21 protein-coding genes are annotated in these 26,500 nt (G+C 37.4%); 13 read left to right on the top strand and 8 right to left on the bottom strand.

Going from position 1 to position 26,500, the window contains the following annotated elements; all coding sequences use genetic code 11:
- Positions 1-6 precede the first annotated feature (6 nt).
- The 10 genes from rpmJ to BM141_RS15230 all read left to right on the top strand — a co-directional run bounded on the left by rpmJ (position 7) and on the right by BM141_RS15230 (position 9,337).
- Complete coding sequence (gene rpmJ, locus BM141_RS15275) at positions 7-123, top strand: 50S ribosomal protein L36 (protein ID WP_028523604.1); 117 nt, start codon at positions 7-9, stop codon at positions 121-123.
- Between the two features lie 19 nt (positions 124-142).
- Positions 143-526 (top strand): 30S ribosomal protein S13, encoded by a 384-nt coding sequence (gene rpsM / locus BM141_RS15270; RefSeq protein WP_091548180.1) that lies wholly within the window; start codon positions 143-145, stop codon positions 524-526.
- A 21-nt stretch (positions 527-547) separates the two neighbouring features.
- The gene (gene rpsK / locus BM141_RS15265) at positions 548-952 is read left to right on the top strand and encodes a 30S ribosomal protein S11 (RefSeq protein ID WP_091548178.1); all 405 of its coding nucleotides are present in this window, start codon (positions 548-550) and stop codon (positions 950-952) included.
- Between the two features lie 93 nt (positions 953-1,045).
- Entirely contained in the window at positions 1,046-1,648 is a 603-nt protein-coding gene (rpsD, locus tag BM141_RS15260; protein ID WP_091548176.1) for a 30S ribosomal protein S4, read from the top strand.
- A 166-nt stretch (positions 1,649-1,814) separates the two neighbouring features.
- The gene (locus BM141_RS15255) at positions 1,815-2,804 is read left to right on the top strand and encodes a DNA-directed RNA polymerase subunit alpha (protein ID WP_091548174.1); all 990 of its coding nucleotides are present in this window, start codon (positions 1,815-1,817) and stop codon (positions 2,802-2,804) included.
- A 28-nt stretch (positions 2,805-2,832) separates the two neighbouring features.
- Positions 2,833-3,357 carry a 50S ribosomal protein L17 gene (gene rplQ, locus BM141_RS15250; RefSeq protein ID WP_091548172.1) on the top strand — a complete coding sequence of 175 codons (525 nt, stop codon included), beginning with the start codon at positions 2,833-2,835 and terminating at the stop codon, positions 3,355-3,357.
- Positions 3,358-3,444: 87 nt separating this feature from the next.
- Complete coding sequence (locus BM141_RS15245) at positions 3,445-4,581, top strand: ABC transporter substrate-binding protein (protein ID WP_091548170.1); 1,137 nt, start codon at positions 3,445-3,447, stop codon at positions 4,579-4,581.
- A gap of 213 nt (positions 4,582-4,794) precedes the next feature.
- A complete protein-coding gene (locus BM141_RS15240) occupies positions 4,795-7,215 on the top strand; it encodes a TonB-dependent receptor (RefSeq protein WP_091548169.1) in 2,421 nt (806 codons plus the stop codon).
- Between the two features lie 236 nt (positions 7,216-7,451).
- Positions 7,452-8,546: an SPFH domain-containing protein gene (locus BM141_RS15235; RefSeq protein ID WP_091548167.1), complete on the top strand. Its 1,095-nt coding sequence runs from the start codon at positions 7,452-7,454 to the stop codon at positions 8,544-8,546.
- Between the two features lie 80 nt (positions 8,547-8,626).
- On the top strand, positions 8,627-9,337 hold the full coding sequence (locus BM141_RS15230; protein ID WP_091548232.1) for an SAM-dependent methyltransferase: 711 nt from the start codon (positions 8,627-8,629) through the stop codon (positions 9,335-9,337).
- Here BM141_RS15230 and BM141_RS15225 read toward each other — a convergent pair.
- Positions 9,312-9,962, bottom strand: coding sequence for a histidine phosphatase family protein (locus BM141_RS15225; protein WP_317039466.1), 651 nt, complete (start codon positions 9,960-9,962; stop codon positions 9,312-9,314). The genes BM141_RS15230 and BM141_RS15225 overlap by 26 nt on opposite strands.
- Before the next feature lie 350 nt (positions 9,963-10,312).
- On the opposite strand from BM141_RS15225, the gene BM141_RS15220 reads away from it, so the two are divergent.
- From BM141_RS15220 to mnmH, 3 genes are read left to right on the top strand one after another with little or no spacing between them, the layout of a single operon-like run.
- Positions 10,313-12,808 (top strand): N-6 DNA methylase, encoded by a 2,496-nt coding sequence (locus BM141_RS15220; protein ID WP_091548165.1) that lies wholly within the window; start codon positions 10,313-10,315, stop codon positions 12,806-12,808.
- Complete coding sequence (locus tag BM141_RS15215; RefSeq protein WP_091548163.1) at positions 12,805-14,007, top strand: sensor histidine kinase; 1,203 nt, start codon at positions 12,805-12,807, stop codon at positions 14,005-14,007. The genes BM141_RS15220 and BM141_RS15215 overlap by 4 nt, the downstream gene beginning before the upstream one ends.
- A gap of 24 nt (positions 14,008-14,031) precedes the next feature.
- On the top strand, positions 14,032-15,081 hold the full coding sequence (gene mnmH / locus BM141_RS15210) for a tRNA 2-selenouridine(34) synthase MnmH (RefSeq protein ID WP_091548161.1): 1,050 nt from the start codon (positions 14,032-14,034) through the stop codon (positions 15,079-15,081).
- Positions 15,082-15,090: 9 nt separating this feature from the next.
- On the opposite strand, the gene BM141_RS15205 is transcribed toward mnmH, so the two are convergent.
- The 7 genes from BM141_RS15205 to BM141_RS15170 all read right to left on the bottom strand — a co-directional run bounded on the left by BM141_RS15205 (position 15,091) and on the right by BM141_RS15170 (position 26,487).
- Positions 15,091-19,521, bottom strand: a complete 4,431-nt coding sequence (locus BM141_RS15205) for a CusA/CzcA family heavy metal efflux RND transporter (RefSeq protein ID WP_091548159.1) — start codon at positions 19,519-19,521, stop codon at positions 15,091-15,093.
- A gap of 185 nt (positions 19,522-19,706) precedes the next feature.
- A complete protein-coding gene (locus BM141_RS15200) occupies positions 19,707-20,108 on the bottom strand; it encodes a hypothetical protein (RefSeq protein ID WP_091548157.1) in 402 nt (133 codons plus the stop codon).
- Positions 20,109-20,214: 106 nt separating this feature from the next.
- Entirely contained in the window at positions 20,215-20,898 is a 684-nt protein-coding gene (locus tag BM141_RS15195; RefSeq protein ID WP_143090945.1) for a hypothetical protein, read from the bottom strand.
- 80 nt (positions 20,899-20,978) lie between these two features.
- Positions 20,979-22,916 carry an asparagine synthase (glutamine-hydrolyzing) gene (asnB, locus tag BM141_RS15190; protein WP_091548153.1) on the bottom strand — a complete coding sequence of 646 codons (1,938 nt, stop codon included), beginning with the start codon at positions 22,914-22,916 and terminating at the stop codon, positions 20,979-20,981.
- Positions 22,917-23,091: 175 nt separating this feature from the next.
- Positions 23,092-25,500: a 3-hydroxyacyl-CoA dehydrogenase/enoyl-CoA hydratase family protein gene (locus tag BM141_RS15185; protein WP_091548151.1), complete on the bottom strand. Its 2,409-nt coding sequence runs from the start codon at positions 25,498-25,500 to the stop codon at positions 23,092-23,094.
- 280 nt (positions 25,501-25,780) lie between these two features.
- Positions 25,781-25,948: a PIN domain-containing protein gene (locus BM141_RS23005; protein ID WP_177217403.1), complete on the bottom strand. Its 168-nt coding sequence runs from the start codon at positions 25,946-25,948 to the stop codon at positions 25,781-25,783.
- 284 nt (positions 25,949-26,232) lie between these two features.
- Positions 26,233-26,487: a hypothetical protein gene (locus BM141_RS15170; protein WP_143090944.1), complete on the bottom strand. Its 255-nt coding sequence runs from the start codon at positions 26,485-26,487 to the stop codon at positions 26,233-26,235.
- Positions 26,488-26,500 lie beyond the last annotated feature (13 nt).

Genomic DNA, 26,500 nt, shown 5'->3' with positions numbered 1-26,500 from the left:
AATAAGATGAAAGTAAAAGCATCTATTAAAAAAAGAAGTGCAGAGTGCAAGGTTATCCGTAGGAAGGGTAAACTTTATGTCATCAACAAGAAGAATCCAAAGTATAAACAAAGACAAGGCTAATTTTTAAACACATTTATTTATGGCAAGAATTGCAGGTGTAGATATTCCAGATAATAAAAGAGGAGAAATAGCACTTACTTATATCTACGGCATTGGTCGTTCTTCTGCAACTAAAATATTAAATAAAGCAGGAATTGATGTAAATAAGAAAGCTTCTCAATGGAATGACGCTGAGTCAAAAGCTATTAGAGATATTATCTCTACTGAGTTTAAAGTGGAAGGTGAGCTTCGTTCTGAAGTTCAGTTAAACATAAAACGTTTGATGGATATTGCTTGTTATCGTGGACTTCGTCATCGTAAAGGACTTCCTGTAAGAGGGCAAAGTACTAAGAATAATGCAAGAACTCGTAAAGGTAAACGTAAAACAGTAGCTAACAAGAAGAAGGCTGCAGCTAAGAAATAAAATTTAATGCTTTTCTGAAAAATGGCAACACAACAAACACAAAAAAGAAAAGATAAGGCAAAGAAAAGGGTCGTACAAGTAGAATCCGTAGGTCAAGTACATATCAAAGCCTCATTTAATAATATCATCATTGCTATTACTAATATGGCGGGTCAGGTAGTAGCTTGGTCTTCTGCGGGGAAAATGGGCTTCAAGGGTTCCAAGAAAAATACACCTTATGCCGCTCAATTAGCCGCTGCTGATTGTGCAAAAGTAGCATACGATTTAGGTATGCGCAAGGCAGAAGTATTTGTCAAAGGACCAGGTGCGGGTAGAGAGTCTGCGATACGTACTATCCAAAGTACTGGTATAGAAATATCTACAATTAAAGATATTACTCCATTGCCTCACAATGGATGCCGTCCCCCTAAGAAACGTAGAGTATAATCTTTTTCTAATTTTATCTAATAAGTGTTGGAAGCTGAATCTTGGTGAAATAACCAAGACGCAACACATTTAAGTAACTAATTTTTAATTAAAATGGCAAGATATACAGGTCCTAAGTCCAAGATTTCAAGGAAATATGGCGAACCTATTTTAGGTCCTTCTAAGGCTCTAAAAAATAAAAATTATCCCCCAGGTCAGCATGGGAAAAATAAGCGCAAGAAAAGCTCAGAATATGCCGTACAATTGGCTGAGAAGCAAAAAGCAAAATACTTGTATGGTGTTTTAGAAAGACAATTTAGAAAGACTTTTCATATTGCATCTCGTAAGTCTGGCGTTACAGGGGCTAATTTGCTCAAGTTATTAGAAGCAAGGTTAGACAATACAGTTTACAGACTTGGTATTGCGCCTACGCGTAGAGCGGCTCGCCAACTGGTAAGTCATAAGCACATTCAAGTAAATGGAGAAGTGGTAAATGTTCCTTCTTACTCTTTAAGACCAGGCGATGTGATAAGTGTAAGAGAGAGGTCTAAATCCTTAGAGGCAATTACTAAATCTCTTTCTGGCAGACTCAACAAGTTTGCATGGTTGGAATGGAATAGTGCCGATATGGAAGGTAAATTTATCAATTTCCCTGAACGTGAGGAAATTCCAGAAAATATCAAAGAGCAATTAATCGTAGAATTGTACTCTAAGTAATTTATTGCTTGTTTACTAAGGTTGTATTTTGCGTACCCGTTCTAATAGATAGAAGTAGTAATAGAGAAACTTTTTAATAAATTGTGAAAATCTTTTCTATATTTGCTACTTGTTTAGGTTTCAAATAGTTCATTATTGAATTTAAAAAATTAATAGGAAAATTAATATGTCCATTTTAGCATTTCAAATGCCTGAGAAGGTGGTAATGGAAAAAGCAGATGACTTTAAAGGGTTGTTTGAGTTCAAGCCACTTGAAAAAGGTTATGGTGTTACTATTGGTAACGCACTTCGTAGAATCCTTTTATCTTCTTTAGAAGGTTACGCAATTATCGGAATCAAAATTTCTGGCGTATTACATGAGTTTTCAACGATTGAGGGGGTTGTCGAAGATGTATCTGAGATTATTTTGAACTTGAAAATGGTAAGATTTAAAAGGTTAGTAGATGCTCCATCTACCAAAATTACCGTTCAAGTACGTAATAAAGATGTATTTAGGGCTGGCGATATTGGAGAGTTTTCTACAGATTTTCAGGTGCTGAATCCAGACCATGTAATCTGTCATTTGGATTCCTCTAAGGGTTTTGAAGTGGAACTTTTCCTTGACAAGGGTAGAGGCTATGTGCCAGCAGAAGAAAACAAAGCTGTAGAGCAAAGTTTTGGCTATATTCCAGTAGATGCTATCTTTACTCCTATCAAAAATGTTAGATATAATGTAGAGAATACAAGGGTAGAGCAAAAGACAGACTATGAAAAGTTGGTTATTGAAGTGGAAACAGATGGCTCTATTCACCCAGAAGACGCTTTGAAAGGAGCAGCAAATATTTTAATCAAGCACTTTATGCTGTTCTCTGACCAGACGATGACTTTTGAAACTGCTAAACCAGAAGAAGAAGAAACTGTAGATGAGGAAGTACTACACATGCGTAAGTTGCTTAAGACTCCTCTTACCGAACTTGACCTTTCTGTACGTGCTTATAATTGCTTGAAAGCGGCAGATATTCGTACTTTGGGGGATTTGGTGCAGTTAGAAATTTCAGATATGATGAAATTTAGGAATTTTGGTAAAAAGTCCTTGACCGAGTTGGAAGCATTAGTGGCAGACAAAGGCTTAAACTTTGGAATGGACGTAGGCAGATACAGACTTGATGAAGACTAAATTTTAGATTTCCTAATAATTTTAAAAAATGAGACACGGTAGAAAAATTAATCATTTGGGAAGAACAGCAAGCCATAGAAGTGCATTGCTTTCTAATATGGCATCTTCCTTAATCATACATAAAAGAATTACTACTACAGTAGCTAAAGCAAAAGCATTAAGGAAATATGTAGAGCCTTTGCTTACAAAAGCTAAAGTAGATAGTACACATTCTCGTAGAATAGTATTTTCTTATTTGCAAAATAAAGATTCTGTGAAGGTGCTTTTTGATGAGGTAGCACAAAAAATAGCAAGCAGACCTGGTGGCTATACAAGAATCATTAAACTTGGTAATAGACAGGGGGATAATGCGGAAATGTGTATGATGGAATTAGTAGATTATAATACACTTTTACTTACTGATAGCAAAGCTGGTAAGCGTACAAGACGCAGCCGCAGAGGTAAAGGGAAAACATCTGAGCAGGTAGCGGTTGCTGAGGTAGTTTCTACAAACGAAAAAACACTTCAGGAAACTGAGAAAGTCGAGGAAAAAATATCGGAGAACGAAAACTAATCTTGATAGTGATACACTCTTGAAAGCTACCTATTTACAGGTAGCTTTTTTATTGTTTAGCCTAATTATCAATAATTTTCACTACCTATGAAATATATTTTTTTGCCTTTCATAGTTTTAATGGTTTTTTTATTTAGTAGGTGTGCAACTGAAAAGCGAGAAAAGGAGGAGATTCAAACTTTTCCTACTCAGATAAAACATGCAAAGGGTTTTAGCATCACAAAAGCCAAAGATTATAAAATACTTACAGTGCATCAGGCATGGAAAAATGCTAAAAAGACATTCCGATACATACTTCTGAAACAAGGACAACAGATGCCTCAAAACCTTACAGATGAGGTTGTGGTAGAAGTCCCCATCCAAAAATTCATCTGTCTATCCACTACCCATGCCCCTTTTGTCGATTTATTAAGAGAAAGTGAGAAAATTGTGGGTTTTGCTGGTAGTAAATATGTTTCTACTGCTTCTATCGCTAAGCTAATCAAACAAGGAAAAATCAAAGAAGTTGGGCAAGAGAATGGTATTAACTTGGAAGTGATGTTAGATTTGCAACCTGACTTAGTAATCGCCTATATGATGAATGAGGCAGACAAGTCTTACCAAGAAATGCAAAGAGCAGGCGTAAAAATAGCTATCAATTCAGAATACTTAGAAGAAAGTCCTCTCGGACAGGCAGAATGGATTAAATTTTTTGCTGCTTTTTTGGACAAGGAAAGAGAGGCGGATAGTATTTTTAATGAGATAGAAAATGAATATCTGGCGACCTCTGCCTTGGCGAGGCAAGAAGCTAATAAGCCGTCAGTTTTTACTAATATTCCCTACGGGGGAACTTGGTATGTAGCAGGAGGGCGTAGTTTTGTAGCCAAATTAATCCAAGATGCGGGAGCAAACTATATTTTTGAGCAAGATAGTACACGCGGGAGTATTCCTATGAGCATAGAATCTGTTTTTCAAGCAGCTCAGAAAGCAGATTTTTGGCTTAATGTAAGTGATTTTCAATCTCTGCAAGAACTTAAAAATTTGGATACCCGCTTTATAGAGTTTGATGCTATGAAAAAAGGTAATATTTTTAATAATAACAATAAAGTGAATGAAGGAGGAGGGATAGCGTATTGGGAACTGGGAGTGGCACGTCCAGATATAGTGCTAAAAGACTTAGTTAAAATTTTTCACCCACACATTTTGCCTCAACATGACTTGTACTTTTATAAAAAATTGAAATAAAACATAAGGCTATTTCCTTACTTGCTCAAACATTCCTTGCATTACCCACTACCTTGTTTACAAATCGTACATCTCCCTGTTCGTTTCTGAACAATCAATTAAATTGTTTTGTATTTAAATTTTTGATAATCAATATTTTAAAAAATTGGCATTTTCATTGTTAAATCAGTATTAACTTAAAATTATATAAAAACTTAAAACTTTTTAGATACAATGAGAACGCTTACAGCGATTTTTAGCCTCTTATTGGTGGCTTCTTATTCTTTTGCCCAGTCTATCTCTGGGGCAGTTTTAGATGAAAATGCCAAACCTTTACCTTTTGCCAATGTACTTTTGCTCAAATCCGCCGACTCCTCTATGGTGAAAGGGGCAGTAAGTGATGCCAACACAGGAAAATATAGTTTTGAAAAAATAGCTTCGGGAAAATATTTGGTGTCTGTTCGCATGGTCGGCTACCAAACGCATTTTTCTCAACCTTTTGAGTTTAGCGGCGCTGACGTGCAGTTAGAAACAATAAGTTTGAGCCTGGCAACAACCCAACTCAAAGAGGTAAGCGTAAGTGCGGCAAAAAGCATGATTGAGGTAAAGAATAATGCTATAGTTTTGAACGTAGAGAGTAGCCCTATCTTGTCAAGTGGGACTGCCTTAGATGTGCTTTCCAAAGCTCCGGGTGTCAATGTCGACCAAGATGGAAAAATCAGCCTCAAAGGTCGTCCAAATGTAAGCGTAATGATAGATGGCAAACTGACCTATCTTTCTGCTGATGAGGTAAGCAGACTATTGCAAAACACCCCTGCTAATAATATCGAATCTATAGAGGTAATGCAAAATCCTTCTGCCAAATATGATGCGGCAGGTAATGCAGGGATTATCAATATCAAACTTAAAAGAGATAAGACTTTGGGGGCAAATGGCAGTTTGAACTTAAATACGGGCTATGGTCGCTTTGAAAAATATGGAGTAGGGGGGACACTAAACTATCGTCAAAAGAAATTTAATGCTTTTGGTAATTATAATTACAACTATAACAAGCGTTTTCAAGAACTTGACTTTTATCGCACAGTTCCCTTACGAGATGAACTGACGATTTTTCAACAAAATAATGAAATGATAAACTGGCGAGATAACCACAACTTCAGAGCAGGCATAGACTACATAGTTAGCCCTAAGACTACCATAGGGGTAATGGTCAATGGTAACTTTGGCTCTTGGAATGGGAATAATGACAACAGAACTCGCTTGTCTGGCTTAAACCCTAATCCTTATGATAAAATGGCTACTTCTGTGGATATAGGCGATAAGTGGAATAATATTGCGGCTAATTTTAATATCAAGCAAAAAGTTGGCAAGGGAGAGCTGACTTTTGATGCAGACTACTCTCATTGGAAACGTGATGGCAATCAACTGCTTACCAATGTCTTCAGCAATGGAGAAACGCAAAATGTCATTAATCCTTTGTATGTAAAAATGAAAACAGATGCCAACATAGACATCAAGGCTTTCAAAGCAGATTACTCTATAGGCTTGAAAAATAATCTGAACTTAGAAGTAGGTGCAAAAAGTAGCTGGGTAGTAACGGACAATAACTTAGACTTTATGACCAAGCAAGATGCAGACTGGGCAAACGACCCTCAGCGTAGCAATACTTTCGAATATACGGAAAATATCAATGCCGCTTACGTGAATTTGAGCAAACAGTTTAGCAAAACTTTCTCTGTGCAAGCAGGGTTGAGAGGGGAGCATACTAACTCCGACGGCTACTCTGCGACCATGAATCAGCGCAACAAAAGAGATTATTTCAATCTTTTCCCGAGCATCAGTGCTTCGTATGTGGTAGGGAAGAACCACAATTTTTCACTTTCTTTAAGTAGAAGAATTGACCGTCCAGATTACCAGTCTTTGAATCCATTTATCTATTTCTTAGATAAATACAATTACCAAAAAGGCAATCCATTTTTGAATCCACAATTTACCAACTCTTATAGTTTGACTTACTCTTTCAAAAATGCAGCAACGGCAAGTTTGAGCTATAATAAAACGAAAAACGCTATGACACAAATCGTTGAGCAAGACAATGTTTCCCAAGCTAACTTTGCGACTATGGCAAACCTCAACGATTTCCAAAGCTATAGCCTGACGCTATCCAGCCCTATTCCTGTGCAAAAATGGTGGATGGCAAACATAAACTTGACAGGAGTATATAATCAAATCAAATCGCCTTTTACAGATGGCACTTTCATAGACAACTCACAGTTTAGCGTGATTGGCAATGTTACTAACACTTTCTCTTTGACCAAAGCTACTAAGTTGGAACTCACAGGGTTTTACCAATCGGCTATGATTTATGGAATATTTAATTTCAGTGAACAGTACCAAATCGATATGGGGCTTTCTCACAGCCTCATGGATGGGAAAATGCGCCTGAGAGCCAGCGTAACAGATGTATTCAACACACGCAATAACAGGATGTTAATTAGTCAAGGAACGCTTAACAGCAATATTTATAACAAATGGGAAACCAGAGTAGCCCGCCTGACTTTGACCTACAACTTCGGTAGGAATGAAATCAAACCTGCTCGCCAGCGCAAAACTTCTATAGATGACGTACAGAGGAGAGTAGGTGGGAATAATTAAGGTGATTTAGGGAATTGCTTATCTAAAAGTAACACTAAACTTGCTTTTCTCAGTTTTATTTAGCATTTTCGTTTAAAATTGAAAAAGACTAAGAGGCGTACTTATAGACGAATAATAGAAATTACATAATTTTACTTGGCAATAGTTTGATTGACAAAGGTTTATAAAGTAAAGCATCTTACAAATAGATTTTTTAGGTAAGCATTTCACTTTAACCATCTTAAACTAAAAACACTATGGGAATTTGGAACAAATTGACTGGTCAGTTTATAGATATCATCGAGTGGTTAGATAATACCCAAGATACGATGGTATATAGGTTTGAACGCAAAGGGAATGAGATAAAAAATGGGGCGCAGTTGATAGTGCGAGAGTCGCAGGTAGCTATTTTTGTGAATGAAGGACAAATTGCGGATACTTTTCAAGCAGGAACTTATACCCTCACTACACAAAACCTTCCTATTCTTAGCACTTTAAAAGGTTGGAAATATGGATTTAATAGCCCTTTTAAGGCAGAAGTGTATTTTGTTAGTACCAAAAACTTTGTAGATAGAAAATGGGGAACGAAAAATCCCATTATGCTCCGAGACCCTGAGTTCGGTCCGATTAGATTGAGGGCATTCGGTAGCTACGCTATTCGTATTACGGACGGAGAGAAATTTTTGAAAGAAATAGTAGGTACAAATGCAGAATTTACCGCTGACCAAATTACCGACCAATTAAGAAATTTGGTAGTTACTCGTTTTACTGACATCATCGGGGAAAGTAAAATCCCTGTATTAGACATGGCTGCAAACTACAATGAGTTTTCCAAGTACATCAAAGAGCAAATCAAAGATGATTTTAATGAATATGGCTTAGAAATTACTAAGGTCTTGATAGAAAATATTTCTTTGCCACCAGAAGTAGAAGCGGCGTTAGATAAACGCAGTAGTATGGGGGTATTAGGAAATTTAGACCAATACATGAAGTATCAAGGTGGGCAAGCACTTGGGAATATGGGTAATAATACGAGCGGAGGCAATTTAGGTGATTTGGTAGGTGTAGGTGTAGGTTTGAATATGCTAAATAATATGGTAGGTGGGCAAGGAGGAAATCAGAATCCGCCTCCCCCCATGCCTTCTTTTTATGTAGCAGTGAACGGACAACAAACAGGACCTTTCAATCTTGCTCAGTTACAGCAAATGTTCCAAGCAGGACAGTTAAATCAACAATCTTTGGTGTGGTCGCAAGGCATGGCAAGTTGGACAGCTGCGGGTCAAGTGCCTCATTTAGCCAGTATTTTTGCTTCCGTACCGCCTCCAGTACCACCTCCGCCTCCTGTTGTATAGATAATCAAAAAATAATGAATAGCTTTGCTAATTGATTGGGCAAAGCTATTTTTTTATGCTGGTTTAAGAACATACTTATTATGAAGTTGTACCTCATACCTATTCCTTTGTCAGAGAATAGTTTACATACACTTTCTCCACAAATCAAAGAAGTAATTTTAGTTACTGATTATTATTTTGTAGAGGAGATTCGCACTGCACGCCGTTTCATTAGTAGCCTGAAAACAGGCAGGGATATTTCTCAAATGACTTTTTTCGAGTTAAACAAGAAAACAGAAATAAAAGAAGTAGGGGAGAATTTCAAGAAAATTCCTTCAGGGGCAAATGTGGGGTTAATGTCGGAAGCGGGCTGCCCTGCTGTAGCTGACCCTGGTAGCTTGGCTGTAAACTATGCACATAAACATCATATACAAGTAATTCCTCTGGTGGGGCCTTCTTCTATTTTGCTGGCTTTGATGGCTTCTGGCTTGAATGGACAGTCTTTTGCCTTTCAAGGGTATTTGCCCATAGAAAAAAATAATAGAGAAAAAGTGATTAAAACCTTAGAAAAGGAGTCAAAGCAAAAAAGACAAACTCAAATTTTTATAGAAACTCCATACAGGAATAACTCGATGTTAGAAAGTCTGATAGAACATCTTTGGGAGGAAACTTATCTTTGCGTAGCAAGCAATTTAACTTGTGAGAATGAATACATTAAAACAAAGAAGGTCAAAGAATGGAAAAATGAGAAGGTAAAAAAACTGCTTCCCGACCTACACAAACAGCCTACGGTCTTTCTACTGTTAGCATGATTTCTTTTTTTATTCCTATCAGATGCGAAGTATCATTAGCCAATTCTAATACAAAGTTACCATCTATGGTATAATTGAGCATATACAAACATGTATTAGAATGTGGAAAAGTGTCCATATCTTTCAAAGGAATATCTAAAAGTAAGCACAAGAAAATGCGCATCGCTCTACCGTGCATACAAATCAGTATGGTATTTTCGTCATCATTCTCTAAGATGTGTTGCAAAGCAACTTTCTGTCTTTCAAGTACATCTAAAGGGCTTTCTCCACCTTCTGGTCTGATGTGCATTTCGCCGTTGCGCCAAGCAGTCAAAATTTGTTGGTACTCATAGTCGTCATGAGGGGTAATAGACCTGCCTTCTCTGTGTCCCCAGCCCATTTCGTTTAGCCCAGCAAGTTGTTGCCAAGGTGTCCCTTTGACAATAAAATCCCAGACCGTTTGATGCGTACGCTTCAGGGTAGAGGTATAAATTTTATCAAAAGCAACATTCTTATAGGCTTGATAGAAAGCCTTAGCCTGTTGCCAGCCCAATTCGTTCAAGTCCGAGTCTATACCGCTGCCCTGCACCAAGCCCAATTGATTATAGTAGGTTTCGCCATGCCTAATGAGGTAAATCTTTTTCACTGTTATCAAAGTAGTTTAGTTGTAAATGCTTTAGTTTAGATTAGAAAGAAAGTGTTTAATAAAAAAGTTCAATAAAGCATAAAAATACGCTTTGAAAATCAATTTATTAAAAGCTTAAAATCTAATTTGGGTGCAAAACTACGAAAACAAATTCTAATCCAAAAATTAATTTTTTGTGAATTATTCACATTTGTTTTTTTGCTTAATTTTATTTTCCATTTGTTTGTTATACTCACTCCTGACAGGTTTCGCAAAGCTGCGGTTAGCTGATACTTTAGAATAACCAACACCAAAACAAAGTTGATAAAAATTCATTTTTATTTTATATCTTTGCTTGTAAATCAATAAATATGGCAAAAAACTTAGAAAATACAATCACAGACTTTATATCAGGCTTGGAAATCAAATCTACACCCGAAGAAATAGAGGCGGTACAAGTGTTTGCAAGGCAACTTGTAGAGGACTACGGATACCCCAAAACTCATATGCAAACACACCCACAACATAGAGTAAAAGCTCGTCCTTCGGATACTAAAAAAGAGTATCCTGTGGATATTGCTGTGTTCAAAAATGACAAAAAAGACGAAAACGAACTTTACATAGTAGTAGAGTGCAAAAAGAAAAATCGTAAAGATGGTAGAACACAACTTGAAAACTATCTCACTCTATCCAATGCCCATCTTGGCGTTTGGTTCAATGGTGAAGAACGAATTTTTATTCGCAAGTTTGTGAAACAGAATGGTGAAATTGTTTTTGAGGAAATTCTCAACATTCCGCAATTTGGGCAACGCATAGAGGACATAGGCAAATTCACACGCCAAGACCTGAAACCTACACACAACCTCAAAGCCATTTTCAAATCTATTCGCAATCATTTAGCCGCCAACACCGTAGGGGCAACTCGTGATGAGGTTTTAGCCCAACAACTTATTAACTTGATTTTTTGCAAACTCTATGACGAAAAATATACTGCACCTGACCAAATCGTGAAATTTCGGGCAGGTATTGACGAAAAGCCCAAAGAAGTTGAAAGACGGATTTTGGATTTATTCAAAGAAGTAAAAACAAACCTTCCCGAAGTAATAGACGACGAAGACCGTATTAGTTTGGATACTAACTCTATCGTTTATGTGGTAGGTGAATTACAAAACTATTCGCTAATGAATAGTGAAAGAGACGTAATAGCAGATGCTTTTGAAACTTTTATTGGACACGCCTTGAAGGGTGGACAAGGGCAGTTTTTTACGCCTCGCAACGTGGTAAAAATGATAGTAGAGATTTTGCAACCTACCGAAACCGATAAAATTATTGACCCCGCTTGTGGTAGTGGTGGTTTCTTGATAGATGCCCTAAGATTTGTTTGGGAACAAGTCGAACAGAAATACAAAAAATTGGGCTGGAGAGAAGCCGATATTGAGAAAAAGAAAATTGACATTGCTACCAAAAACTTTAGGGGTATTGACAAAGATTATTTTTTGAGCAAGGTAGCCAAAGCCTATATGAATTTGGTAGGGGACGGCACAACAGGTATTTTTTGTGAAGATAGTTTAGAACTACCTGAAAATTGGCGTGCAGAAACACGCAACAAAATCCAATTAGGAACTTTTGATGTGCTTTTGACTAATCCGCCTTTTGGAGAAAAGATAAAAGTAAAGGGTGAGGAAAAATTAAGACAGTTTGAATTGGCTTACGAGTGGAAAAATAGAAACAATCAATTAGAAAAAGGGAAACTTAAAACAGAACAGCCACCTCAGATATTGTTCATAGAAAGGTGTATGCAACTTTTGAAAGAGGGGGGAAGAATGGCAATGGTATTACCCGAAGGAACTTTTGGTAATCCGACAGACCGTTATGTTTGGAACTATCTTTTACAATGTGCTACGGTTGAGGCTATTATCAGTACACCTTCTGAGACTTTTCAGCCCAATACACATTTTAAAACAAGTATTTTAGTTGTTAGAAAAGGAAAACCTGAAAAAGATTATCCTATTTTTATGGGTATTGCCAATACTTGTGGGCATAATAAAAATGGTAAAGAAATTTATAAAATCAATCAAGATGGAACTTTTATCTTAGATGAAAACGGAAATAAAATCATTGATGATGAACTGGTTTTAGTGCTTGAAAAATACAAATTATTTCAAAATTCTCACTTAAATGATTTTTCTCATTTAGGTTTTGTTGTACCTTTTTCAAAAATAAAAAACTCCGTTTTTATTCCCGATTACTATGACCCTGAGCTGCAACAAGATTTAGATGCTTTAGAAAAGACCAAGGAATTTGAATTAAAAACAATTCAGGACTTAGTGAATGAAAAAGTCATTCAAATCAAACGTGGCAACGAAATAGGCTCACAATTTTATGGAAAAGGAGATATTCCTTTTATCCGTACAAGTGATATTGTAAATTGGGAACTCAAAATTGACCCTATTAAGTGTGTACCCCAAGAGGTATATGAGCAGTATAAAAAACAACAAGATGTGAAAGAAAATGATATTTTGTTTGTAAAAGACGGCACTTTTTTGATAGGTAGAAGTGCTATTGTTTCAAAAGAAAACGAAAAGATTATTATTCAGAGCCATTTACTTAAAATAAGAGTTTTGAAAAATGATTCTATAAATGCTTATTATCTACTGTATTTACTCAATCTACCCATAGTGCAGAAGCAAATCAAAAAATATACCTTTATTCAAGGTACAATCTCTACTGTTGGTGAAAGATTTTATGAACTCAAATTGCCTATTTTGAAAGATGTTAAAAAATTAGGACAAATTTCTGACGAGGTAAAAAATATTATGGATACTAAACAAAAACTAAGAGAGCAAATTAATCAACTGCTGCAATGATAAATATTTATGAGCGTAGTCCTTTGGTCAACTGGGTGCTTCTCAGCATAGCTATCTTGATAGGGATAGCTTCCATTATATATACCAACTCTTTGGTAAATAGGCTTTTAATCCAAGAAGAAAAACAAATTGCCCTATTTGCTAAGGGGCAGGAGTTTTTGGCTAATGCAGAACCAAGCGAAAATCTCAATTTTTTAATGGAGGAGATTATTGCTTCTAATAATTCTATTCCTGTGGTGTTGGCAGATGCAGACGGCGTTCCTATAGATAGTCGCAATCTTGACCTTCCCCAAGAAACAGAAATGAAAAAAAAATTAATGGAGGAGGAGATTGAGAAAATGAAAAAAGAACACCCTCCTATCGTACTTACTTTGGATTCTGCCTCAAATATGAAACAGTATGTTTATTACAAAAACTCCTCTTTGGTCAATCAGTTGCGCTATTTTCCCTATGTCCAACTGACAGTCATTTTGATATTTTTTATCTTAGTCTATTCTCTTTTTAGCTACTCGCGTAAGGCAGAGCAGAATAGGGTTTGGGTAGGACTTGCCAAAGAAACTGCCCATCAGTTAGGTACACCACTTTCCTCTTTGATAGCTTGGGTAGAGTACATGAGATTAGATGAGAATATTGGAGAGGAGATAGTAGAGGAATTGGAAAAAGATGTAAAAAGATTTGAAACCATAACAGCTCGATTTTCAAGTATTGGCTCTGTACCTGCCTTGAAAACGGAAAATATCAAAGAAGTATTAGAGGAGTGTGTAAATTATTTGCAAAAAAGAGTATCGAGTAAAGTAAGTTTTTTATTACATATCAAAGATGACGAACTTCCCGTACCAATGAATAAATCGCTCTTTGAGTGGGTAATAGAAAATATCTGCAAAAATGCGGTAGATGCTATGAATGGAGTGGGAGATATAGACATCTACGTAAGTCATACCAAAGACGATAAGCATTTGGTAATAGACATCAAAGACACGGGTAAGGGTATCCCCAAGTCTAAACTAAAAACTGTATTTAGACCGGGATTCACTACTAAAAAACGCGGTTGGGGCTTAGGATTGACCCTCGCTAAGAGAATCATAGAGAATTATCACAAAGGTAAAATATTTGTACTTCGCTCTGAAATAGACTTAGGAACAACTTTTAGGATTGTTTTACCTACTTTAAAAGTCCAAAAAGTACATATAAAAAATTAAACTTTAAACTTTTCTACTTCATACTTGGCAAAGGTTTTAAATATTTCTGATTTTATTGACAAGGTAGAAACGATACCCGTGATTGACGTTCGTTCCCCTAAGGAGTTCGCACAAGGGCATATCCCTACGGCAGTTAATATTCCTATTTTTACCAACGAAGAAAGAGCGGTAGTGGGAACGCTTTACAAGCAAAAAGGCAGAGAGGAAGCTATCATGAAAGGCTTGGAAATCGTAGGGACTAAATTAGCTGACTTTGCTCGTACAGCCAAGCAACTGACTAAAGACAAAAAAATATTAGTACACTGCTGGCGAGGAGGCATGCGAAGTGGAAGTATGGCTTGGCTCTTTGATACGGCGGGTATGCAAACTTTTACCTTAGAAAAAGGCTACAAGAATTATAGACGCTATGTATTGAGCTTTTTTGAAAAAAAGTTTGATATGCTCATAGTAGGGGGAATGACAGGAAGTGGGAAAACAGATATTCTCAAAGAAATTATCAAAAAAGGTCAAAAAGGGATTGATTTAGAAGGGCTTGCTCATCACAAAGGCTCAGCTTTTGGGAGTATAGGGCAAGCAGAACAACCTACTACTGAGCAGTTTGAAAATGACTTACAATATTTGTTATATCAAATTTTGAAAGATTGTCCCTTAGCAAAGATTTGGTTAGAGGACGAAAGTTCGCATATCGGTAAGGTATATTTACCTAAGCCCTTTTGGGAACAGATGCAAGATAGTAATTTGATATACATACAGTTGCCTAAAAATCTCCGCATACAACGCTTAGTGAGAGAATATACCCACTGCGATAGGGCTTTACTTGAAAGTGCTATTTTGAAAATTCGCAAGCGATTGGGCTTTGATAAGGCAGGAGATGCCCTCAAAGCCCTTGAAATAGGAGATTTTGCCAAAGTAGCTGACATTACCTTAGTCTATTACGATAAGGCATATACTTATGATATTTCACGCCGCAAGCCGTCAAGTATTTACTATCTGCCTGTTAGCGAGGACAATCCAGAGAAAACTGCACAAGAAGCTATTGATTTGGCAAAATCCAAAGGGATATTAAATGATTGAACTGTTTTTTTACTCCTCCTCCCCGATATTTTTCATCTTTGCTAAAAGGTGAAAACTGCCTTTGGTGGCTATCTTTTTACCTTTCAAATCTATCTGCTCAGGCAAAATAATTTCTGCGAAGCCTTTTTCACTCGCTCCTTTTTTTACCTCGACCATTTCAAAAGTATCCTTGCCTTCATTTTTTCCCAAATATACAAAAATATAATCCTTCCCTTCGGATAAGACAAAGGCTTGCTCTGGCAATGCCCACACTTTTTGCTTGTCTATTTCTATGATGCCTTTGAGAAAGGTCTTGGGCATTATGTCCTCGCCCTTGTCGTCAAAGTGAACATGAACGCTTACAGTGCGGTCTGGATTGATTTTGTGATTGATAAGGTAAATTTCGCCCTCGTGTTCGTGGGTTTCATTGCCCAGCATGATAAGTACTTTTTGCCCAATTTTTAAATCCAATACATCTTTTTCAAAAACATTGAGTTCTGCGTGTAAGTGTTCATTATTTACGATTTCAAACAGTACCTCTGCGGGAGAAACGTACTTGCCAATATTGACATTGACCGTAATGACATAACCGCTAATTGGGGCAGTTACAGCTACTTGGTTAGTAATTTCTCCTTTTTTGACCTTTTCTATGTCCAACCCTACGAGTTTCAATCTTTGCTCTAAGGCTTTTAGCTTGATTTGTAGGCTTTTATAGTCTGCGGTGCTTTGTTGTACCAATTTCTCAGAAGTTACCTTTTCTTTTTGCATTTCTGCTTGCCTTTCGTACTCTGCCTGAGCATATTCAAGTTTACTTTGCGTATCTAAGTAATCCTGTTGGAGTTGGATAAAATCAGGATTTTCTATGACTGCCAATACTTGCCCTTTTTTCACTTTTAGCCCTTGCAACATTTCTGTATTTTTGATAAAACCACCCATAGGGATAGAAATACTCACCAAATTTTGTGGAGGTACGTCTATCATTCCATTGACTTTGAGGGTTTTACTTACGTTCATTTGACTCAACTCTCCTAACTCTATGCCCGCATTGGCAAACTGCTCTGTGGTCAGTTCCACTTTGTTACTTGCTTGGCTTATTGTTTCTTGTGTTTCTGTTAGTTTTTCTTCTACCCCATCGCAAGAGGTCAGTAACAAGGAAAGCATCAAAAAGATAAAAACAGCTAATTTTTCTCCTTTGAGTAAAGAAGGGGATAAGAGTCCTTTATGGCTCTGCGAATTAGCCATTGCCCATTTTTCTATCAAATAATAGAGGGCAGGTAAGACAAACAAAGTGAGCAAAGTAGCGGAAATCAAACCTCCAATGACTACGGTAGCTAAGGGTTTCTGTACTTCTGCTCCCGCTCCCTGCGAAAGTGCCATAGGTAAAAAGCCTAAACTTGCTACTGCCGCCGTCATCAGTACGGGGCGTAGGCGATTTTTTGTACCTTCCATGATGATTTCAATTAGATGTTGGTGGTTAGATGTTGGTGGTTGATTGTTGGTTGTTAATTGTTCATTGTTGATTGATAATTGTTGATTGATAATTGTCAATTGCTCATTGCTCATTGTTTTTTGTTTTTTGAGGAAATTGAACTCGGCGATGAGGACGATGCCATTCAATACTGCTACGCCAAAAAGAGCGATAAAGCCTACCCCAGCCGAGATGCTAAAAGGCATATCTCTGAGCCAAAGCATCAAAATCCCACCAATGGCAGAAAGGGGTATAGCGGTGAAAATCAATAAACTCTGTCGGATAGAATGAAAAGTAAAATACAAGAGCATAAAAATCATTCCCAAAGCAATGGGAACAGCAATGCTCAATCGTTGTTTTGCCTCTTGCAGGTTTTTGAAACTTCCTCCATAAGTAATGTAATAGCCTGGGGGCAGAGATAGTTTTTTCCCGACTTCTTGCTGAATTTCGTTTACAATGCTCTCTACATCGCGACCTCTTACGTTAAAAGCTACAATCACACGCCTTTTGCCTTCTTCTCTTTGAATTTGGTTTGCTCCTTCCTTAAAGCTAATCTCTGCAATTTGGCTTAGAGGGATTTGCTCTCCTTTTTTATTGGTAATGAATAAGTTGCGTACATCATCTATATTTTCTCTATTTTCTTTTGCCAGCCTCACTACCAGTTGGTATCTTCTATCTCCTTCATACACTACCCCAGCTTCTTTCCCTGCAAAGGCAGTACTCAAAACATCATTGGCTTCGGCAATGCTTAACCCAAACTGAGCAATTTTTTCTCTGTCAAAATTAACGATAATTTGAGGTAAACCGATGACTTTTTCCACGTACAAGTCTGCTACGCCATCTACTTTTTGTACTAATTTGGCTAATTTCTCAGCTTCCTGAGCAAGTGTGTTCAGGTCTTCGCCATATATTTTCAAAACTACGTCCTGCCTTGCTCCTGTCATTAACTCATTGAAACGCATTTGGATAGGTTGCTGAAAGCCAATGGAAACGCCTGCGATATTTTCTTCTAACTTGGCTTGCATTTTTTCCGCTAATTCTTCTTTGGTGTGGGCATTTTTCCACTCGCTTTTATTTTTGAGAATCACCATGACATCGCTTGCTTCCAGAGGCATGGGGTCGGTAGGAATCTCTGCCGCTCCTATTTTCCCAATGACTTCTTCTACTTCGGAAAAATTCTTTTTTAAAATCTCAGCGATTGTCAAGGAAGTATGCACCGTTTCGTCTAAGGAACTCCCTGTAAATAAACGCACTTCCAAGGTAAAATCTCCCTCGTCTAAGGAAGGAATAAACTCGCCTCCTAAGCGACTAAACACCATTAGGCTGAGGGAAAATAAAATTACAGCCAAGCTCACAATTAAAAAGGGAATTTTTAATACCTTGTTTATCAAAGGCTTATAAATACTATAAATAGTATGAATAATACGGTCAGCTATGGTAACTTTGAAATTTATTTTTTTACTTAGCACCAAAGCCGACATCATCGGTACGTAAGTCAAAGAAAGTAAAAATGCGCCTAAAATGGCAAAAGAAACGGTCTGTGCCATAGGTTTAAACATTTTGCCCTCTATGCCTATCAAAGTCAAAAGTGGTAAATACACTATCATAATGATAATTTCCCCAAAAGCAGCAGAAGTACGAATTTTAGAAGCAGAATGATATACTTCTTCGTTCATTTCACTCTGGGTAAGGCTTGTTGCCTCTGAGGAGGGAAGGGAGAGGCTACGACTGTGCAAGTGATGCAAAGTTGCCTCTACGATAATCACTGCTCCATCTACTATCAGCCCAAAGTCTATTGCTCCCAAAGACATCAAGTTCCCCGACACACCAAAAAGATTCATCATAATAATAGCAAAAAGCAAAGAAAGCGGAATGACAGAAGCCACGACTAAGCCTGCCCGCAAATTCCCCAAAAGCAAGACCAAGACAAAAATCACGATTAAAGCCCCTTCTGTCAGGTTATTGACCACCGTTTGAATGGCATTATTGACCAACTTCGTCCTGTCTAAAAATGCCTCAATCGCTATGCCTTCGGGCAGGGTTTTCTCTATTTGTTTCATTCTTTCTTTCACCTTGGCAATGACTTTGGAGGAGTTTTCCCCTTTGAGCATCATTACGATTCCCCCCACTACTTCCCCATCATTGTTGCGTGTCATGGCACCGTACCGCACTGCACTCCCTAACTGTACTTTGGCGATGTCTTTGATGAAAATAGGCAAACCATTTTCTGCTTGGCTTACCATGATTTGTTCTATGTCTGCTATCGTACTTATCAGCCCTTCGCTGCGAATAAAATAAGCATTAGGTCTTTTATCTATGTATGCCCCTCCTGTATTTTGATTATTTTTTTCTAAAGCAGAAAAAATATCGTCTATGGTCAAGTTCATGCTTCGCAATTTTTCAGGGTGGAAAGCGATTTCGTATTGCTTTACGTACCCACCAAAACTACTTACGTCTGCTACTCCCTCCGTGCCAAGCATTTGCCTGCGAACTATCCAATCTTGGATAGTCCGTAAATCTGCTAAAGAGTATTTTTTCTCATAGCCTTTTTTAGGGTGAATGACATACTGGTAAATTTCTCCTAAACCCGTCGTAATAGGCATGAGTTCAGGCACGCCTACCCCCGCAGGAATCTGATTTTGAGCCTGTTGGATTCTTTCAAATACTTGTTGCCTTGCCCAATAAATATCAATGTCTTCCTTAAAAACAATGGTCAGCACCGACAAGCCAAAACGAGAAATAGAACGCATCTCTTCCATGTATGGAATGCTCATCATCGTTTGCTCTACAGGAAAAGTAATCAGCCTTTCTACCTCCTGTGCCGCCAGAGAAGGGCTGTAAGTAACCACTTGGACTTGGTTGTTGGTAATATCGGGGACGGCATCTATAGGCAGTTGGGTAAGGGCATACCCGCCCCAAAGTACCAATGCCAAAGTAAAAAGTCCAATAATAAATTTATGATATATGGAAAAATGAATAATTCTGTCTAACATTGAAATTAAATGTTTGAATTTGTTTGAGAATATTTTAAACAGATTGAATTTGTTGGCAGGATTGAGTTAGGAGCATTAAAAAATGAGTATTAATTTACTTTGTTTGAAAGCAAACTACAGAGATAAATAGTTGAAAATAATCAACGATTACAACTCATAACTCATAGTTTATAACTCATGACTAACTAAACTCTTGGCGGTTGCCAAATAGAGAGGTGAAAGGCAGAAAAGTAGCTTTCCTGATAAGTAGTTTTGTAAGATTTTATAGTTGGGAAATCTTCCCATTCCATACTCCAAGCAAAAGAAGGAGGCGGAAGAAATACAAAATGAACATGACTAATGTGTTGTACAGAGGACTGAAAAGGTAAATCTGTATGCTCATGAGCATCTTTTTGCTGATGCACAGGGTCTAAATAGTGCAGGGTTAAAAACTCTAAAAAATCAATATCTTCTTGGTGAACAACTTGATGGTGAGTAAAATGCTTGATAAGATGGCTCACTTTGAACAACTCCAATACACCATCGTTTGGCAAAAAGCTAATCGCCAAAAAATGAAGAGATAAAACCAAAGCAAAAAATTTCTTCAAAGTGTATGGATAAGTTTATGTTAAAAAAATTTCACCTACTTGCTTTAAAACATATGCAAAAATAAAAACGTTCAACTTAAAATACCTTAAAGCAAAGGTTTAATTTTTAAGTGCCAGCATAGATTTGTTCATGAAGCATTTTTTGAGAAAGATAATTTCGCATAAATTCTTTTTTGGCTTTTAGAGAGGTTACCTCCTTAGCATCATTGATTCTTTCTCCTTTAAAGACTGCTCCTTTAACATGAAAATTGTCAATCAAATGCCCCTCAAAAAAATTAGCTATTGGCTGATTAGGTTCTATTTTAAACTCTAATATCCCCGTTCCTGCAATCAAGGCTTCTTTTAATTTCCCTGAGTAAGCATATCGCAAGGCAAATTCTTTTTCATGGTAGCTGGTATTGGGTGTAGTAAAACTTCCCCTATATTCCCCTGATAAAGTATAGCTTTCTCCTTTGATAAGATAAGTCAAATCTTTCTCAAGAATTACCTGCAAAATCGCAAGAGATTCCATTTTGCTTCTGTCGTATAGAATCTCAATCCAATAACCCTCGATAAAATGTTTTCCTAAAACCCACTTTCTCAACCAATTAAACTTGTAAATTAGATGAGAAAATAGCAAATCACATGCCCAAGAAAAAAGGTATATGACGGGAATACCTAAGAGAAACCATAATAAGTTTAATATATAAATACTTGATAACCAAATATAAAAATACAAAATGCCCACACCAATACAAGCACTTGTGATGCGCCTGGCTGTGTTTAAAAACTCATGGATTAATTTTATCATGTATATGCAATGATTATCTGTTCTATGACAATCTGATTATTTAGTTATACCTTTTATCTCTGAGCAAAAATACAAAAAACTTAATCTTCTTCCTTTGCTTCTATATCTAACCTAAGCCTTTTCCACCAATGTTGGAACACCAAAACTGCCCATATATGATTTTGGTCGAAATTACTGCTCTCAAAAATAGTCTTTTTTAACTGCTTGATGTACTCAGGGTTAAAAACTTTCTGCTCTACTATGAAATCCTCATCGAGCAGTTGGTTTATCCAAGATTTCAAGACTGTTTTAAAACCTTTGGCAAGGGGAACATCGAAGCCATGTTTAGGGCGGTGATAGAGTTCTTTGGGAAGTATATCCTTGAAAGCGTCTTGGACAATGCGTTTTTTCCTGTTCCCATCTATTTTGTAACTTGCAGGCAAAGAAAAAGCAAAATTGACGAGCTGATGCGCCAAAAAAGGAACTCTGACCTCTAAGGCGTGTGCCATAGACATACTGTCGACCTTGTGAAGCATATCGTTGGGCAGAAGGGTTTGCACATCTGCATACAAAACTTCATTAAAATTCTTATTTTCAATATATTGTAAAAATTCTTTTTTGCGATTTTGATAGGTCAAAAACTCACTGATGCTGCCACTAAACTCCTGATGGGCAGTTAAGTTTTCTGAAAACATTTTCCAAAGTTCATTTTCTTCTATAAAACTGCTCAAATACCAATATCGCTCTTGGGGAGATTTCTGCATACTTTCTGCAAAGCGATGTAACTGCCTGAATTTGTTGGGGAAGTAGCCTCCTCTGGAGCGAGGAAGTTTCTCCAACAGGGGTAGGGAATTTTTCAGGATATTGGCTAAAAATCCGCCTTCTCTTGCCTTGTACTCGCCCAAGTATTTGTTGTAGCCCGCAAAAAGTTCATCGCCGCCGTCCCCTGAGAGGGCTACAGTGATTTTCTTTTTGGTTCTTTGGCTCAAAACAAAGACAGGAATCGCAGAAGAATCCGCAAAAGGTTCTCCAAAAAAGTCCAATAAGTTAAAAATAGCCTCAAAGAGGTCGTCATTGGTCAAACGAAAAACTGTGTGATTCGTTCCAAATTTTTCAGCGACCAAGCGTGCATACTTAGTTTCATCAAAAAAAGGCTCATCGGCATAACCAACTGAAAATGTGTTCAGATACTTTGTGTGCCTACTGGCTAAGGCGACGATGGCAGAGGAGTCAACTCCCCCACTCAAAAATGCTCCCACAGGCACATCGGCAATCAATCTTTCCAGCACCGATTCCTCTAATAACTGTACTAACTTTTTCTGAGCGGCTTCGTAGCTGAGATTTTTGTACTCAGGCAAGGGAGCTGTAGGTGGACTGTAATATCTTTTTATTTGCAAGTCTTTCCCTTTTAAGGTCAAATAATGCCCTTGAAGTAGTTTATACATATTTTTGAAAATAGTATAGGGGGCAGGAACATAGTGCAGCTGAAAATATTGGAAAATAGAGGTGCGGTCTATTATCTGAGGAATCCGATAAGCTAAAATAGCGTTAGGTTCGGAGGCAAACAAAAACTTGTCTTCGTCTAAATAATACCATAAAGGTTTGATTCCCAGCCTATCTCTTGCGATGAAAATACTATCTTCTTCTTTATCATAAACGGCAAAGGCAAAAAAGCCATGCAACTTATCTAAGCATTTTTCTTGGTAGTGAATGTAAGCATAGAGCAAAACTTCTGTATCAGAGGCAGAGTGGAAAACTATGCCTTTTGCTTTTAAATCTTCCCTTAGCGTTTTGTAGTTATAAATTTCTCCATTAAAAACAATGGTAAACCGTCCACTTGCATCGCTCATGGGTTGGTTGCCGTCAGAAGATAAGTCTATGATAGACAGCCTCCTATGCCCCAGTCCTGTTCTATTGGCATCAAATAAGCGTGCTGCATCGGGACCTCTGTGGGCGAGGGCTTCATTTGCCAAGTGGAGATTAATCATAGAAAACCTCCCGATTTCGTTAAAAGCGTAAATTCCTGTAATTCCGCACATGATTAGGTATTCGGTTATTTTTCAAAAGTAAACCGTATGTTTGGGAATTACAAAAATTTTCTCTCATTGCTAAGCAAAAATTAGGTGTAATTATAAAAACAGATAGAGGCAAACTTTCAAACGGTGCGATGCTCGCAAGTTTGCCTCTTCTTAATATATCTAATAACGAACCCCTTTAATTCCTCAAAGGCTTCCCTTTAAACAAAATACTATGGATTCTTTCCAAGGTCTTAGGCTCTCCTGTCAATGATAGGAAGGCTTCTCTTTCTAAGTCAAGTAGGTACTGCTCTGATACCAAAGTAGGCGCAGAAAGGTCGCCCCCTGCCATTACCCAAGCCAATTTGCGGGCGATTTTGGCATCATGTTCGGAGATATAGTTGCCGTAGAGCATACCGTTTACCCCTGCATAAAAAGCGGCTAAGGCAGTTTGTCCTAATACTTTAATGTCCTTGCGCTGTGCAGGTTGCGTATAGCCTGCTTCTGCTAACTCTATTGCCTTGCGCTTGGCATCTGCAAGTAGGCGAGTGCGGTTCATGGTAACTTCATCACTTTGACGCAAATAACCCATTGTTCTTGCTTCCTCAGCAGAGGTCGCCACTTTGGCAGTAGCGATATTCATAAAATACTCTTGTAAGCGATTGAGTTCTACATCTCCTTTGGCATAACTATCTGAGGCTCTCAGCGTCATTTCTTTTGTTCCCGCCCCCGCAGGAATCAAACCCACGCCAAACTCTACTAAACCGATATATAATTCACAATGTGCCTGAATGTGGTCAGCGTGTAGGTTCAGTTCGCAACCGCCACCCAAAGCCAAACCCGCAGGCGCAGTTACGACAGGGATAGACGAAAATCTTGCCCTCATTATTGAATTTTGGAAATAAGCAATCATCATATTGATTTCGTCCCACTCTTGGTCGCCCGCATACATGAAAAGGGTCGCCAAGTTTGCCCCTGCGGAAAACTGAGGTGCTTCATTCCCAATGACTAAGCCTCTGAAATCTGTTTCTGCTTTGGTGATAGCTGTGTTCAGACCTTCCAAAACTTCTTGCCCAAAAGTATTCATTTTAGAGTGAAACTCTAAACCTGCAATGCCATCTCCCAAGTCAAAAATCGTTGCGCCTGCATTGCCCCATACTTTGTTGGTTTTGCGAATGTTGTCCAAAATAATAAAGCCTTCTGTGCCGGGGATAGTTTTGTACGACTTGCTTGGAATATCATAGTATTTACGGATTCCATTCTCAACTTTATAGAAAGATTCATTCCCACCTGCCAACATATCATATACCCACTGAGCAGGTTTCTGCCCTGCCGCTTCCATTTTGCCCAAAGTTTCTTTTACGCCCAGTAAATCCCAAGTTTCAAAAGGACCCAATTCCCAAGCAAAACCCGCACAAATTGCCTTGTCAATTCTATACAATTCATCAGCTATTTCAGGGATTCTATACGTTACATATTTGAATAAATCGTAGAAAGTAGCACGATAAAACTCGCCTGCCTTGTCGTCAAAGTTAATAAGTTTTACGATTCTTTCTTTCAGGTTTTCAATTTCTTTGGTGGCTTCTAAGGCTTTGAAACTCACTTTTTTTTGTTGAGGTTTGTACTCAAAAGTTTGCAAGTCCAAAGTAAAAATTTCGCTTTTACCTTCGGGAGTTTTTACTTTTTTGAAAAAGCCTTGTCCTGTTTTGTCGCCAAGCCACTTACGGTTTTGCAACTCTTTCACAATTTCGGGCAAAAGGAACATATCCCTGCTTTCATCATGCGTCAAAGTAGCGTATAAGTTATTGGAAACGTTGATAGTAGTATCCAAACCTACTACGTCAGAAGTGCGGAAAGTTGCTGATTTTGCCCTGCCAATCACAGGTCCCGTCAAAGCATCTACCTCATCTACCGTTAAGCCAAACTTAGTAATGCTGTGCATTCCTGACATCATAGAGTAAACACCAATTCGGTTAGCAATGAAGGCGGGAGTGTCTTTACAAAGAACGGTGTCTTTCCCTAAGTACAAATCCCCGTACCACATCAAAAAATCAACCACTTCTGGCAAAGTTTTTTGAGAGGGGATAATTTCCAAAAGTTTCAAATAACGTGGAGGATTGAAGAAGTGCGTACCGCAAAAATACTTTTGGAAGTCCTCACTTCTGCCTTCAATCATCAGGTGCATAGGAATCCCTGAGGTATTAGAAGTAATCAAAGTACCTTTTTTTCTGTACTTTTCTACGTCCTCAAACACCTTTTTCTTGATGTCCAAACGCTCTACGACTGCTTCTAAGACCCAATCGCAGTCGGCGATTTTTTTCATGTCGTCAGTGAAATTGCCCAACTTCACCAAAGAAGCCACCGACTGCGTAAAAACCGCAGAAGGGCTTGCTTTCAAAGTATTAGCAAATGCCTCATTCACAATGCGATTGCGGACGGCAGGGTGTTCTAAGGTCAGTCCTTTGGCTTTCTCTGCCTCGGAAAGTTCAAAGGGAACAATGTCTAACAAGAGGACTTCTACGCCAATATTGGCAAAATGACAGGCAATTCTTGACCCCATAATGCCTGAACCTAAAACGGCTACTTTTTTTATGCTACGATTTTTCATCTATTTTATTGATTGTTAATTGCTTAATTTTTTGTTGTTTGAATAGTTTGATAGTTGAAATGGTTTTATTTTTTGTACTATTCTATTTCTGTTACTATATTTTCTAATGCTAAAACACTACTTTCCAAAGCCTTACCCAATTTATGGTTTGTGATTAATAGGCACATGCATAAATCCTTGCAAGTCAATTTATCATGTGAAAACACATGATAGACAAAAACTCCTTAATCCAACTTTCCAATCTCTTAAAAGGCTCTGCTCGAAATAAGAAAGAATTTTTTTATGGAAAATACTTATCAAATACCAAACCATCACTTATCAAATTGATATTTTCATCTTCGTAAAAACCTTTAAAATCAGGGTCATAACAAGCAACATAATTAATTTGATTATTCTTACAATCTACCAAAATGATGACATCATTAGAAAGAAGATTATATTTTTTCATCGCCTCAATTGTTTGCTTTTTCAGACTATCATTTTGTCCTATTAAAGTTAATTCATCTATCAATTCTTGTGGATTATTTTGTGTAAAAACCTAATGAATTGATTTGTTTTCTTTCAAAGCTCGCAGTGATTTTCCTCCATAGTAGCCCAAATAATAGTACAATAACTCACTAAGTACAGTAGAGTTAATACATAAGTCTAATTTACTAGCAAAAAGTTTTTCTAATAATTCTGTTTTATTCCCTTTGATATACTCAATAAACAAAGAAGAATCAACAAATACTTTTATTGGAGATACCATTCGTCTTCTGAAATTTCTATATTTGATTTGGCAATTCCCTTAAATTTTCTAAGAACTTCTAATCTATTATTAGGCATACGTTTTTGATTATCAATTTTTTGATAGTATATTTTCAAAAGTTGCTTTTCTATTTCCTTCAAATTATCGGTAATAATGAAATTTCCGTTTTCTATTTTAAGGTTTTTCCATAATGAATCTAATATTCCAATTACTGCGTTTAGCTCATCATTTTTTGCCATAAATTCTTTCATT

This window comes from Thermoflexibacter ruber (assembly GCF_900113045.1).
Classification (GTDB): Bacteria; Bacteroidota; Bacteroidia; order Cytophagales; family Thermoflexibacteraceae; genus Thermoflexibacter; species Thermoflexibacter ruber.
This window is presented reverse-complemented; position numbering and strand designations above follow the sequence as displayed.